The organism is Curtobacterium sp. PhB137 (assembly GCF_003814955.1).
Classification (GTDB): Bacteria; Actinomycetota; Actinomycetes; order Actinomycetales; family Microbacteriaceae; genus Curtobacterium.
The window spans coordinates 162,863-175,814 of record NZ_RKQO01000007.1; the positions used below are offsets into that span (position 1 = coordinate 162,863).

The 12,952-nt window shown below is 72.7% G+C and carries 14 protein-coding genes; 9 read left to right on the top strand and 5 right to left on the bottom strand.

The genetic code is table 11. The annotated features are described in order from the left end of the window. The first annotated feature begins 7 nt into the window (after positions 1-7). A complete protein-coding gene (locus tag EDF28_RS12865) occupies positions 8-502 on the top strand; it encodes a 2'-5' RNA ligase family protein (protein WP_123938574.1) in 495 nt (164 codons plus the stop codon). A gap of 69 nt (positions 503-571) precedes the next feature. Here the strand turns inward: EDF28_RS12865 and EDF28_RS12870 are convergent, their stop codons facing one another. The 3 genes from EDF28_RS12870 to EDF28_RS12880 form a co-directional block, all read right to left on the bottom strand. Next, on the bottom strand, positions 572-1,819 hold the full coding sequence (locus EDF28_RS12870) for an FAD-binding protein (RefSeq protein ID WP_123938575.1): 1,248 nt from the start codon (positions 1,817-1,819) through the stop codon (positions 572-574). Between the two features lie 41 nt (positions 1,820-1,860). Further along, positions 1,861-3,342 carry an MDR family MFS transporter gene (locus tag EDF28_RS12875; protein ID WP_123292040.1) on the bottom strand — a complete coding sequence of 494 codons (1,482 nt, stop codon included), beginning with the start codon at positions 3,340-3,342 and terminating at the stop codon, positions 1,861-1,863. 132 nt (positions 3,343-3,474) lie between these two features. Next, positions 3,475-3,756 carry an acylphosphatase gene (locus EDF28_RS12880; protein WP_228504877.1) on the bottom strand — a complete coding sequence of 94 codons (282 nt, stop codon included), beginning with the start codon at positions 3,754-3,756 and terminating at the stop codon, positions 3,475-3,477. A 166-nt stretch (positions 3,757-3,922) separates the two neighbouring features. Here EDF28_RS12880 and EDF28_RS12885 point away from each other — a divergent pair, with 166 nt between their 5' ends. The 7 genes from EDF28_RS12885 (at position 3,923) to EDF28_RS12915 (ending at position 10,519) form a co-directional block, all read left to right on the top strand. Beyond that, entirely contained in the window at positions 3,923-4,621 is a 699-nt protein-coding gene (locus EDF28_RS12885) for an NrtR DNA-binding winged helix domain-containing protein (protein ID WP_123292041.1), read from the top strand. Positions 4,622-4,629: 8 nt separating this feature from the next. Further along, entirely contained in the window at positions 4,630-5,901 is a 1,272-nt protein-coding gene (gene nadA / locus EDF28_RS12890) for a quinolinate synthase NadA (protein ID WP_123938576.1), read from the top strand. A 44-nt stretch (positions 5,902-5,945) separates the two neighbouring features. Then, complete coding sequence (gene nadB, locus EDF28_RS12895) at positions 5,946-7,577, top strand: L-aspartate oxidase (RefSeq protein ID WP_123938577.1); 1,632 nt, start codon at positions 5,946-5,948, stop codon at positions 7,575-7,577. Continuing rightward, positions 7,574-8,452 carry a carboxylating nicotinate-nucleotide diphosphorylase gene (gene nadC, locus EDF28_RS12900; RefSeq protein WP_123938578.1) on the top strand — a complete coding sequence of 293 codons (879 nt, stop codon included), beginning with the start codon at positions 7,574-7,576 and terminating at the stop codon, positions 8,450-8,452. Before nadB ends, nadC begins: the two co-directional genes overlap by 4 nt. Before the next feature lie 2 nt (positions 8,453-8,454). Further along, positions 8,455-9,645: a cysteine desulfurase family protein gene (locus EDF28_RS12905; protein WP_123938579.1), complete on the top strand. Its 1,191-nt coding sequence runs from the start codon at positions 8,455-8,457 to the stop codon at positions 9,643-9,645. A 93-nt stretch (positions 9,646-9,738) separates the two neighbouring features. Beyond that, complete coding sequence (locus EDF28_RS12910; protein WP_123938580.1) at positions 9,739-10,005, top strand: hypothetical protein; 267 nt, start codon at positions 9,739-9,741, stop codon at positions 10,003-10,005. Between the two features lie 223 nt (positions 10,006-10,228). Continuing rightward, on the top strand, positions 10,229-10,519 hold the full coding sequence (locus EDF28_RS12915; RefSeq protein WP_111084333.1) for a hypothetical protein: 291 nt from the start codon (positions 10,229-10,231) through the stop codon (positions 10,517-10,519). Here the strand turns inward: EDF28_RS12915 and EDF28_RS12920 are convergent. Beyond that, positions 10,479-10,991: an MSMEG_6728 family protein gene (locus tag EDF28_RS12920; protein WP_123938581.1), complete on the bottom strand. Its 513-nt coding sequence runs from the start codon at positions 10,989-10,991 to the stop codon at positions 10,479-10,481. The genes EDF28_RS12915 and EDF28_RS12920 overlap by 41 nt on opposite strands. Before the next feature lie 89 nt (positions 10,992-11,080). Between EDF28_RS12920 and EDF28_RS12925 the strand changes: the two genes are divergently transcribed. Next, on the top strand, positions 11,081-11,677 hold the full coding sequence (locus EDF28_RS12925) for an NAD(P)H-dependent oxidoreductase (protein WP_165901113.1): 597 nt from the start codon (positions 11,081-11,083) through the stop codon (positions 11,675-11,677). A 116-nt stretch (positions 11,678-11,793) separates the two neighbouring features. Here the strand turns inward: EDF28_RS12925 and EDF28_RS12930 are convergent, their stop codons facing one another. Next, positions 11,794-12,846 carry a Gfo/Idh/MocA family protein gene (locus tag EDF28_RS12930; RefSeq protein ID WP_123938582.1) on the bottom strand — a complete coding sequence of 351 codons (1,053 nt, stop codon included), beginning with the start codon at positions 12,844-12,846 and terminating at the stop codon, positions 11,794-11,796. Positions 12,847-12,952 lie beyond the last annotated feature (106 nt).

Here is a 12,952-nt window from a genome sequence, read left to right on the forward strand (position 1 = left end):
TCGGTACGTGCGCAGCATCGAACTCGTCCTCGACGGCCCCTCGGACGCGGCGGTCCGGGCACTCTGGCAGACCCTCGTCGCCGCGGAGCTGCCGAGCCTCGGCCACTCGGGCACGAACGACCCGCACGTCACCCTCGTGGCCGGCGAGGCGCTGCCCGTGCCGACGGACCTCGACGTCGCGGTGCCCGAGGCCCTGCGCGTCGCCGGTGTCCTGCTCTTCCCCGCCGGCCCCGGTCGGCACGTGCTCGGCCTCGGCGTGGTCGTCGACGAGCCACTGGCCCGCTTCCACCGCGCGGTCGACGCCGCCGCTCCGGGCTCGGTCGACTCGTCGCTGCCCGGTCGGTGGGCGCCGCACGTCACCCTCGCTCGGCGGATCCGCGACGTCGACCTGCCGGCGGCGCTCCGGGTCCTCGCTGCGGACGGGCCCCTGCCCGAGGTGCTCACCGTGGGCGGTCTCCGGCACTGGGACGGGGGTGCGAAGGTGGTCACCCGCCTGCGCTGACGCACGCTGCGGACCGGCACCGGGGCGCGGGTGCGCAGGTGCGCAGGAGCGTCGGACTGGAGGCGCGGGTCAGGCCCGCAGCACCCGCTCGCCGAACGCGGATGCGAACGTCCGGTCCGGGTCGGCTCGTGCGATCAGCTCACGGACGTCCGCCACCCTCGGGTACAGCTCCGCGATCGCGTCGCCGTCGAGCGAGCTCATCTTGCCCCAGTGCGGTCGCCGGTCGAACGGTGCGAGCCGCGCCTCGAGGTCGGGCAGCAGCGCAGCGACCGCCTCCGGGTGCTTCTGCCAGGTGAACGCGATGCAGAGCACGTCCTCGCCCTGGGTCGGGCTCAGCCAGAGGTCGTCGGCCGCCATCGTCCGGAGCTCGCACACGTGCAGGTGCGGCTGGATGCGGTCGGCCAGCCCGCGCAGGGCGTCGAGCGCCGCCGCCGCGTGCCGGAGCGGGACGAAGTGCTCGCTCTGCACCTCGGACCCGTGGCTCGGCACGGACTCGATGGGGAAGTGCGGCAGCCGGTCCCACCAGGGGCCCACCGACCCGTCGCGCGCCGTGTGGTGGCCGTCGCCGGGGGAGCCGGGCAGCCGGGGAGCGCCGAACAGGTCGTCCGGCACGGCGGTGTCGTCGGCGCCGTCGGGGACCCGGGACTTCACGAGCGCCTCGCTGATCTCGTCGCCGAAGACCGTGTAGGCGCACACCGAGTACCCGGCGGCGTGGACTGCGGCGACGTGGTCGGTGAACGTGCTCCACGGGAACGGCCCGTACGAGTCCTGCCGCATCCGGTACGTGGGTTCGAGGTCGAGCGTGACCCGGGTCACGATGCCGAACAGCCCGAGGTGCAGGGCGGTGCCGGGGAACGCCGGGTCGGTGCGGTCGACGGTCCGGAGCGAACCGTCGGGGCCGAGCAGTTCGAGGGACCGGACCGCGGTGGTCAGCGAGCCGAGGGTGGTGCCGGAGCCGTGGGTGCCGGTGGCGACCGCGCCGCCGACGGAGATGTGCGGGAGCGAGCCCATGTTGTGCAGCGCGAACCCGGCGCGGTCGAGGTCGGGAGCGACGACGCCGTAGCGGGTACCGGCTCCGAGGGTCGCCGTCCGCCGCTCGGGGTCGACGACCAGGTCGGTGGGGACCGCGGTCAGGTCGAGCAGGACCCCCGGGGCGTCGGCGGAGTCGTTGAACGAGTGCCGGGTGCCGAGCCCGTGCACCCGCGGGGAGCGTGCGACGACCTCGGCTGCTTCGTCGATCGAGCCCGGTCGGAGCACCTGCTCGGCCGTGTACGTGACCGTGCCGGACCAGTTCAGTTCGCTCGCCGTCGACCGCATGCCGCCCACGATGCCACGTGGACCCGTGGGCGGCACTGCTGTCAGTGCGCGGGCGGGGGCGTCGGCGCGCCCTCGGGCACCGCCGGACGGGTGACGAAGACCGATGCCAGGATGCCGAACAGCGAGATCACCGCGCCGACCATGAACGCGGTCTTCACACCGGAGGCGGTCGCAGCGGCCACGGCGTCCGCACCCGCGCCGGTCGCTGCCGTGGCGGCGCCGATCGTGAGCAGGGTGACGAACAGGGCGGTGCCGGCGGCTCCGGCGAGCTGCTGCGCCGTGCCGAGGACCGCGCTGCCGTGCGAGTAGAGCTTCGGGGGCAGGCCACCGAGCGCCGCCGTGAACAGCGGGGTGAAGGTGAGCGCCAGGCCGATGCTCAGCACGACGTGCGCCCCGAGGACGAACCACACGCTGGTGTCCACGCCGACCGTGGAGAGCGCCCAGAGCACCGCGCTGACGATGATCGAGCCGGGGATGAGCAGCACGCGCGGTCCGCGACGGTCGTAGATGCGTCCGACGATGGGGGAGAGGAGCCCCATGAGCAGCCCGCCGGGGAGCAGCAGCAGTCCGACGTTCAGGACCTCGAGCCCGAGGACGCGCTCCAGGTAGATCGGCAGCAGGATGAGCGTGCCGAACATCGCCATGAAGCTCAGCGCCATCGCGACGATCGGGACGGTGAAGCCGCGGGTCTGGAAGGTGCGCAGGTCGAGCAGGGCGCTGTCGGTGCGCTGCAGTCGGGTCTGACGGAGGATGAAGACCGTCAGGGCGACGGCACCGACGACGAGCGCGGTGACCGGGACGAACAGGCCGGTGGTGCCGGCCTCGCCGATGCTGGACAGGCCGTAGACGATCCCACCGAACGCGAACGCGGACAAGATCACCGAGACGACGTCGAGCGGTGCCCGGCGGGGCGTCGAGACGTTGCGGACCTTGACCATGCCGAGGATGAGCGCAGCGATCGCGATCGGCAGGACGAAGCCGAACAGCCAGCGCCAGTCGAACGCGTTGAGGATGAGCCCGGAGATCGTCGGGCCGATGGCCGGCGCGACCGAGATGACGATCGAGATGTTGCCCATGATGCGGCCACGGTGGGCCGGGTCGACGAGGGTGAGCACCGTCGTCATCAGGAGCGGCATCATGATCGCGGTGCCGCTGGCCTGGACGATGCGGCCGACGAGCAGCAGCGTGAACCCGGGTGCGAGCAGGGCGATCAGGGTGCCAGCCGAGAACAGGCCCATCGCCCAGACGAAGACGGGGCGGGTGTTGAACCGCTGCAGCAGGAACCCGGTGATCGGGATGACGACCGCCATGGTGAGCAGGAAGCCCGTGGTCAGCCACTGCCCGGTCGCCGCACTGATGTCGAGGTCGTCCATCAGCCGCGGCAGCGCCACGCCCATGATCGTCTCGTTGAGGATGACGACGAACGCGGAGACGAGCAGCAGCCCGATCACGAGACGGGTCTCGGCAGCGGTCGGTTGCGAGACGCTTCCCGTGCGGGGGGCGGAATCGACGGCCTGGGTCATGCGGGAGCTCCTGGTGGATCACGACTGGTGGAACGAGGTGGCGCAGAACGCGCAGACAGGGCAACCGCCTGAGTGGATTCGATTATTCCGCTCCGCACCGACATCCGCACGTGAACGGTCGGGGCGACCGGGTCAGTGCAGGATCGCGAACCCGTCGGCGTCGCCGTGCGGCACGACCGGCCGGAACTCGACGTCCGTCACGGTGGCCGACGGCGGCCCGCTCCGCAGGCACTCCATCAACGTCTCGACCGCGACCGACGGCCCCTCGGCCTCGACCTCGACGGTGCCGTCCCAGAGGTTCCTGGCGTACCCGACGAGGTCGAGCCCGTCGGCCTTCCGTGCCGTCCAGTACCGGAACCCGACCCCCTGGACGGTCCCCGACACCACGGCATGCATCCTCGTCACCGTCGTCATGATCCTCACCGTATCCACGCGGGGCCTCCCGGAGTTTTCGGCCTCGTGACGATCTGTTTCCGGTTCGTGACGACCCGGAGGCCCTCACGGGCGCAACACACCGCGAAGCGGTGATAGTGTCATCGCAACCCGAACACTTCGAGTCAGAATGACATTAAGGTCCACCATGGACGAAGCAGGCACCCGCGTCGCGGTCTCGACCGTGATCGTCGCGCTGCGCCCGCACCCCGACACCGGGGCGCCGGCGCTGTGGATGCCGCTGGTGCGCCGGGTCGCCGAACCGTTCGAGGGGTCGTGGGCGCTGCCCGGCGGCTGGGTCGGCGTCGACGAGGGACTCGAGGACTCCGCCGCGGCCCGACTGCGCGAGACGACGAACGTGCAGCCCCGCTACCTCGAACAGCTCTACGCGTTCGGCGACGTCGGCCGCTCACCGAGCCGGGTGGTGTCGATCGTGTACTGGGCGCTCGTGCACCCGGACGAGGCGAACGTCGTGCCGGACGACTGGAACGTCCGCTGGTTCCTCGCCGACGAGCACCCGCCGCTCGCCTTCGACCACGACCGGATCGTGGAGTACGCGCTCTGGCGGCTCCGCACCAAGATGTCGTACTCCCGCATCGCCCAGGCCTTCCTGGGGGACCGGTTCACCCTCGCCGAGCTGCGCGGGGTGTACGAGGCGGTGCTCGGGCGCGCGCTCGACCCCGCGAACTTCCGTCGGCAGGTCGAGAAGACCGACGCGATCCTGCCGACCGACGAGACCACGAGCGGGGGTCGGCACCGTCCGGCCCGGCTGTACCGCTCGAACCCCGACCTGGCCTACGCGGACAACGGCCCGCTGCAGCAGGGCACACGACCGCAGAACCGATAGGAACCACCGTGTCCATCGCGACGACCATCGACCTCATCTCGAACGGCAAGGCCGGCGGCAGCACCTGCACGCCCGACCTCGCCATGCCCACGTGGGACTTCGACTCCCGGCCCGGGTACGGCCCGGGCTCGTCGATGACCGACGTCATCCCGACGAGCGCACCGCGGCAGGGCGTGCTGCCGGACGAGTACAAGACCGCGCCGACCGACGAGCTGCACGAGCGCATCGAGCGGGCGAAGGCGACGCTCGGCGACCGGGTCGTCGTCCTCGGGCACTTCTACCAGCGCGACGAGGTCGTCCGGCACGCGGACTTCCTCGGCGACTCGTTCCAGCTCGCCAACGCGGCGCTGACGAAGCCCGACGCCGAGGCCATCGTGTTCTGCGGCGTCCACTTCATGGCCGAGACCGCCGACATCCTGGCCCGCGACGACCAGCGCGTCATCCTGCCGAACCTCGCGGCCGGCTGCTCGATGGCGGACATGGCCGACATCGACAGCGTCGAGGCCGCCTGGGCCGAGCTGACCGCCGTCTACGGCACGGAGCCCGACGCCGACGGCCGGGTGCCCGTCATCCCCGTCACCTACATGAACTCCGCTGCCGACCTCAAGGCGTTCTGCGGGCGCAACGGCGGCATCGTCTGCACCAGCTCGAACGCCGCGACGGTGCTCGAGTGGGCGTTCGAGCGCGGGCAGCGCGTGCTGTTCTTCCCCGACCAGCACCTCGGTCGCAACACCGCCAAGGCCATGGGGATCAGCACCGACCTGATGCCGATGTGGAACCCCCGGAAGCCCCTCGGTGGCAACGAGCAGAGCGACCTCGAAGCGGCGAAGGTCATCCTCTGGCACGGCTTCTGCTCGGTGCACCGCCGCTTCACCGTGGACCAGATCGACCAGGCCCGACGCGAGCACCCCGGTGTCCAGGTCATCGTCCACCCGGAGTGCCCGATGGCCGTCGTCGACGCCGCCGACCACGCCGGCAGCACCGACCTGATCCGGAAGACCGTCGCCGCGGCCACCGAACCGACCACGTTCGCGATCGGCACCGAGATCAACATGGTGAACCGGCTCGCCGCCGAGTACCCGCAGCACACGATCTTCTGCCTCGACCCGGTCGTCTGCCCGTGCTCGACGATGTACCGGATCCACCCGGGCTACCTCGCCTGGGTGCTCGAGGCACTGGTGCGCGGCGAGGTCCTCAACGAGATCGTCGTCCCCGCCGAGGTCCAGGCCGACGCCAAGGTCGCGCTCGAGCGCATGCTCGCGGCCAAGCCCCGCGGCTGAGCCCCGAGCCCGAGCCCGAACCCGAACGACCGAGGGAGACCACCGTGCACGTCGTCATCGTCGGCTCCGGCATCGCCGGACTGACCGCAGCGATCCGTGCCAGCGCCGTCCACGACGTCACGCTGGTGACGAAGGGCGCGCTCGCCGACAGTGCCACCGCGTACGCCCAGGGCGGGGTTGCGGTGGCACTCGGGGCCGACGACTCGCCGGCACTGCACCAGGCCGACACCCACGTCGCGGCGGCCGGCAGCGCGGACGCGCGCGCCGTCGAGGTCCTCTGCACCGACGGGCCGGCCCGGGTCCGCGACCTGCTCGCCCTCGGTGTGCCGTTCGACCGCTCGACCGACCCGTCGGCGCTCGACCGGTACGGCGACGACCTGGCCCGCGGGCGCGAAGCCGCGCACGGACGCTGGCGCGTGGTGCACGCCGACGGCGATGCGACCGGCGCGGCGATCGAGCGCACGCTCATCGACGCGCTGCACCGCCAGCACGTCACGATCCTCGAGCGCACCTGCCTCACCGACCTCGTCGTCCGGGACGGCACCGTCGTCGGCATCGACGTCCTCGACCTGCTCGGCGAACCCCGACGGATCGACGCCGACGCCGTCGTGATCGCCTCCGGGGGAGCGGGACACCTGTACCGCGAGACCACCAACCCGCTCGTGGCGACGGGGGACGGCGTGGCCGCCGCGTGGCGTGCCGGAGCGGTGGTCGCCGACCTGGAGTTCGTCCAGTTCCACCCGACCCGCCTCGCGGTGCCGGACGGCGGGCTCGTCTCCGAGGCCGTCCGCGGCGAGGGAGCCGTCCTCCGCGACGCGCGCGGACGCCGCTTCATGACGGCGGTGCACCCGGACGCCGAGCTCGCTCCGCGCGACGTCGTCGCCCGCGGCATCGCCGCCGCCGTCCGCGACCAGGGCGGCGCACCCGTGCTCCTCGACGCCACCGGACTCGGCGTGGACTTCCTGACCGGACGCTTCCCCGGACTCACCCGGGCCACCCGTGCGGCCGGTTTCGACTGGACCCGACAGGGTGTGCCGGTGTCCCCGGCGGCCCACTACTCGATGGGCGGCATCGCCACCGACGCCGAGGGGCGCACCAGCCTCCCGGGGTTGCTCGCGATCGGCGAGGCCGCGTGCACCGGGGTCCACGGCGCGAACCGACTGGCCTCGAACTCCCTGCTCGAGGGACTCGTCTTCGCGGTCCGCGCAGCGGACGCGGTCGCCGGACCCCGGCCCGGCCTGCTCCGCCTGCGGGGGAACGCAGACCTGCGCGTGACCAGCGTTCCCCGAGCGGCGGACGTGATCCGCGCCTCCCGTCAGACCCTGCCTGGAGGCGCGACCCACCTCGACGACGTCGGTGCCGTCCGGCAGGCGGTCCAGGCCGTCATGACCGACCGCGTCGGGCTGCTGCGTGACGCGACCGGACTGGCGAGCGCCCGGCGCGAGCTCGACGCGCTCACCGCGCCCGCCGCCGGCGGCGTGCGCGAGCACGAAGACCGCGCACTGCTCGACCTGGCACGGCTGGTGGCGCTCGCCGCCGAGACCCGCACCGAGTCCCGCGGCGCCCACGCCCGCACCGACCACCCCGACACCGATCCAGCAGCCCCGGCCTCGTACGCCTGGGTCGCCGAGACGGTCACTCGACACATCGCCGTTCCGCAGGAGGTTCCCGCATGACCATCGACCCCGGCACCATCCCGCCGCACGCCCTCCGCCGCGTCATCGAGACCGCGCTGGAAGAGGACGCGCCCTGGGGCGACGTCACCAGCGAGACGCTCATCCCGGCCGACGCGACCGCGACGGCGACGCTCGCGGCCCGTGAGCCCGGAGTACTGAGCGGCGGGACCGTCTTCGTGGCGGTCATGCACGCGGTCGACCCGTCGATCCGGGCGACCCTGCACGCCGACGAGGGGTCCGCGTTCACCGCCGGCGACACGCTCGCCACCGTCACGGGGTCGGCGCGTTCGGTGCTCCGCGCCGAGCGGGTCGCGCTGAACCTGGTGCAGCGCATGTCGGGGATCGCAACCGCCACCGCGGCCCACGTCGCGGCCGCAGCGGGCACCTCGGCGCGCATCGTCGACACCCGGAAGACCACGCCAGGGCTCCGTGCGCTCGAGCGGTACGCCGTGCGCTGCGGCGGTGGGCACAACCACCGCACGTCGCTGTCCGACGCCGTGCTGGCCAAGGACAACCACCTGGCCGTGCTGCTCGCCGGCGGCATCGGCATCGGTGACGCGATCACCGAAGCACGGCAGCGACTCGGGCACACCGTGCACGTCGAGGTCGAGGTGGACCGCATCGACCAGATCGAGCCCGTCGTCGCGGCGGGCGTCGACACGATCATGCTCGACAACTTCACGCCGGCCGAGCTCGAGACGGGTGTCGGCATCGTCGCTGGTCGCGCACTCGTCGAGGCGTCGGGCGGAGTGTCCCTCGACACCGTCGCGGCCATCGCCGCGACCGGGGTCGACGTCATCTCGGTCGGGGCGCTCACACACTCGGCCCGGGCGCTCGACCTCGGGCTCGACATCGCGGTGGCGGCCGGGGACTGACCGTGTTCTACCTGGACCGGGCGGCCACGACCCCCGTCCGCCGCGAGGTCCTCGAGGCGATGTGGCCGTACCTGACCGGGGTGTTCGGCAACCCGTCGTCGACGCACGGTGTCGGTGACGAGGCCGCGCGCGGGCTCGCCGCTGCACGGGCCACGGTCGCCGGCGTGCTCGGCTGTCGACCGGCCGAGGTCGTCTTCACCACGGGTGGGACCGAGGGTGCGAACACCGCGGTCAAGGGGATCGCGCTCGCCGCCCCACGCGGACGCCACGTCGTCACCAGCGCGATCGAGCACGAGGCCGTGCTCGAGAGCTGCGCGTACCTGGCACGCTTCCACGGCTTCGACGTCACGGTGCTGCCGGTCGCGTCGGACGGCCTGGTCGACCCGTCGGTGCTGCGCGCGGCGCTCCGGCCGGACACGACCCTCGTGTCGATCGCGCACGCCGACAACGAGATCGGCACCGTGCAGGACGTCCCGGCGCTCGCCGCCGAGGCCCACGCGGTCGGCGCGCGCTTCCACACCGACGCCGTGCAGTCCGCGCCGTGGCTGCCGGTCGGGCTCGACGTCCTGGGCGTCGACGCACTGTCGCTGTCCGGGCACAAGCTCGGGGCGCCGAAGGGGACCGGCGTGCTCGCGGTCCGGTCGGGGGTGCCCGTCGAACCGTTGCTGCACGGCGGGGGACAGGAGCGGGGCCGACGCTCCGGCACCGAGGACGTCGCCGGCGCGGTGGCGGTCGCGACGGCGCTCGGGCTGGTGGCCTCCGGCGGTGCTGCTGCCGCCGGTGGTGCTGCTGCCGCCGGTGCTGCTGCCTCTGGTGGTTCTGCTGCCTCCGCCGCCGCGACGACCGTCCGTGACGCCGTGCTCGACGGGGTGCTCGCCGCCGTCCCCGGCGCGTTCGTGACCGGGTCGCGCGAGCACCGGCTGCCCGGGCACGCGTCGTTCTGCTTCCCCGGGGTCAACGGCGAGACCGTGCTGCTCGAGCTGGAACAGCGCGACGTCGTGTCCTCGTCCGGCAGCGCCTGCGCCGCCGGCAGCACCGAGGCGTCGCACGTGCTCACCGCGCTCGGGATCCCGGACGAGGTCGCCCGGACCGCGCTCCGACTCACCTTCGACGGTTCACTCGCCGCGGAGGACGTACCGGTCGTCGTCGGAGCGGTCGCGGACGCCGTGGCCACCGTCCGCGCACTCGGCTGACGTGTCGAACGCGGGGTGTACTAGACGTTCTACTCCATGAGTGGGGTCGTGTCCCCCCTTATGCGGACACGGAATCTGCGCCAGAGTGTCCACATGGCAAACGTGATGTTGACCCGGACACGACGGGACGACCGCTTCCGAGCGGTGCAGCTCCTGCCTGCACCGGCGACCCTCGTCGCGCTCGCCCTGGCTGCGCAGCACGACCTCGGCACCGCCCCCCTCGGGCTGATCGCCGCCGTCGGAGCCCTCGCGACCGTCGGGAGCGCCCTGCTCCCCATGATCCGACCCGCCGCCGCTCGACGATCGATGCCCGCACCGATCGAGACGGACCGGTACCGAGAGGACACCGAACACCCTTGAGGTCCGACACCGCCCGGCTCCTCCCGTGACCCGGCCGGTGCCCCAGACCGGATGCCGATACCCCTGATCGACATCCGGAGCGGGGCGCGACGTTCCCCCTGTCGTCGCGTCCCGCCACACACCGCGACCCGCCGTGGGCCGACGTCGACCCCCTGAACGACGTCAGTTCCCCTGCAGCCCACGGCGGGCTCCCGGTGTCTCCCGCTCCCGCTACCGTCGGGGCATGCCCTCGTACCGTGTGACCCTGGCGATCGGCGCGCTCGCCGCCGGGACCGCGCCCGACGCCGTCCTGCCCGCTGCGGCCCGGCTGGTCGCCGAGCACGCCGTGGTCGAGGCGCAGGACGTCCGCCTGCTGCGCGGTGTGCCGTGCGCAGTCGTCCGGTTCGAGTCCGACGACGACGCAACGGCAGCGGTCGTGCGCGACCGGGCCGTGCACGGCCTCCGCGACGTGGTCGAGATCCGCTCCGACGTCGTCACGCGCCGCGACGGTGCGCGGTGGATCCCGGTGGCGTGACGGCTGCGGCCGTGCTGCCCGGGGCGTGCGGCGTGCCCGGCCAGACGTAGTCCAGGTCGTCGGGTGCGTCCGGGAACAGTGCGCGGTAGTGCTCCGGCGCCTTCTGCACGAGCTTCGAGCGGTGTGACGCGTGCAGGGCCTCGTCGTCGTTCCACGGCGGGATCGGGACGTCGCCGCGCTCGTACGCCACCAGGTCCTCCGGGACCCGCCCGAGGTCCAGCAGCGTCTTCTCCAGGCAGGTGTCCACGTGCCCGCGGTCGAGCCAGACGCGGCACGTCGCCTCCTGGTACGCCATCAGCGCCGGACGGTAGCCGCGCCACATCGCGGTGACCGGGTGGTGCTGCCAGCCGTACCCCGGCAGCGTCAGCGCCCGCATCACCTGCAGGGTCTCCACGCGCTGCTTGCCGAGACGTCGGTCGTCGAGGACCTCGGCAGAGGCCCGGAAGTCGGCGTACGGCAAGAACGTCTGCATGCCGCGGGACGGTACCCGGGGGGCCTGGCACCCGACACATGTCGTCACACGCGGACCGCCTCGGTGGCAGGCGTGTGAGCATCGACCGCATGAGTGGAGAACTGGTCGTCGGCGTCAGCGGTAGCCCTTCGGACCCCTCGAGGACGTCCACCCTGGTCGCGGCCACGGTGGCGCGCCTCGGGCAGGAGATCGAGGGTGCCCGCACCGAGACCATCGAGATCGGCCCGCTCCTGGCCGACCTCGGTGCCGCGTCGTCGCGCGAGGCGATGTCCGAGCGCACCCGGGCGGCACTCGAGACCGTCGAGGCCGCCGACGTGCTCGTCGTCGGCAGCCCGGCGTTCCGCGCCGCCTACTCCGGCGCGTTCAAGCTGTTCTTCGACTGGATCGGGCAGTACGACCTCGTCGACACCCCGGTCCTGCTGACCGCGACGGGCGGCAGCGACCGTCACGCCCTGCTCGTCGAGCACCAGATGCGCCCGCTGTTCGGCTTCTTCCAGTCGACGACGCTGCCGATCGGGGTGTTCGGCAACGAGCGCGACTTCACCAAGCGCGAAGGTGGCTACGACATCGGCAACGTCGACCTGGAACTCCGCATCGACCAGGCCGTGCGCCGGGCGATCCCGATCATCCGCGGGGGGTTCGCCACCGCCGGCCTGGCCGACGTGCGGCGCCCCGCGGACTTCTGACACGGGGCCGCCGCTCTCCCGCGCGTTCCTGGTCGATTCGGGCGTACCTGGTCTGGAGTTCTCACCAGGTACGCCCGATTCGACCTCGCATCGCAGATGTCGTGGGAAAGAACGCGCTACGGAGCGGGGACGGTGACCGTCTCGCCCGACGCCGCCGACCGGCGCGCCGCGTCGAGCACCTCGACCACGTGCACCGCGTCGTCGACGGGCACCGGCACCGGACCGAGCCCCCGGACGGCCCGCGCGAACCGCTCGTAGTAGTCCGTGTAGGAGCTCTGTGCCGACGGGACGTCGACCGTGCCGGACTCCGTCGTGAGGGTCCCGGACGAGGGTTCGACTCCCCAGGTCGACCGGTCGTCGGCAGGTGACGCACCCGCCACGGCTGCCTGTGCCTGCACGTCGGTGCTCGTGGCCTCGTACGTCCCGTCGACGCCGTCGAGGCGGAGCTGCCGTGCGCCCAGCCACCCGGCCTTGTTCGAGGTCAGGACGGACTCGACACCGGACACGTGCGTCGCTGCGAGCGTGAAGCCGGCGTCGATCTGGCCGTCCTGGTCACGGCCGAGCGAACGGGCATCGCGGACGTCGAGCGTGCAGGACACCCGGGCGATCGGTCCGAACAACGACACGGCCTGGTCGACCAGGTGCGAGCCGATGTCGGAGAGCACGCCGCCGCCGATGCCGGTCGCGATGCCGTGCCGCTCGACCAGGTCGAAGCGGGACCAGAAGCGCAGCGGCGCCCCGACCCGTCCGGCGTCCAGCACGTTCCGGAGGGTGGTGAGGTCGGTGTCCCAGCGGCGGTTGTGGAAGGGCGTGATCACGACGCCGGCGTCGGCCGCGGCCTGCCGGATCTCGCGCGCGGTGGCCGGGTCCGGGGCGAACGGCTTGTCCGCGACGACGGCGACCCCGGCGGCGATCGCCTGCAGGACGAGTTCGCGGCGGGTGGACGGGGGAGTGGTGACGACGACGGCGTCGACGCCTGCGGCGATCAGGTCACCGAGGGAGTCGTGCACGGTGACGCCGGGCAGGTCGGTCGCGAGCTGCTCGCGCTTCGCGGCCGAGCGGGCGACGACGCCGACGAGGTCGATGCCTGCCGCGTCCAGCAGGAACGGGCGGTGGAACGCCCGCCCTCCGATGCCGTAGCCGACGAGTCCGATGCGCACTTTGTCCATACATATGAACCTAACGCGTCCAGCCAGAGTTGGGAACGTTCCAACGAGGCGGACGGGAGGCCCGTGGCGGCCCCGCCACGGGCCTCCCGTCCGCCTTTTGCGCGCG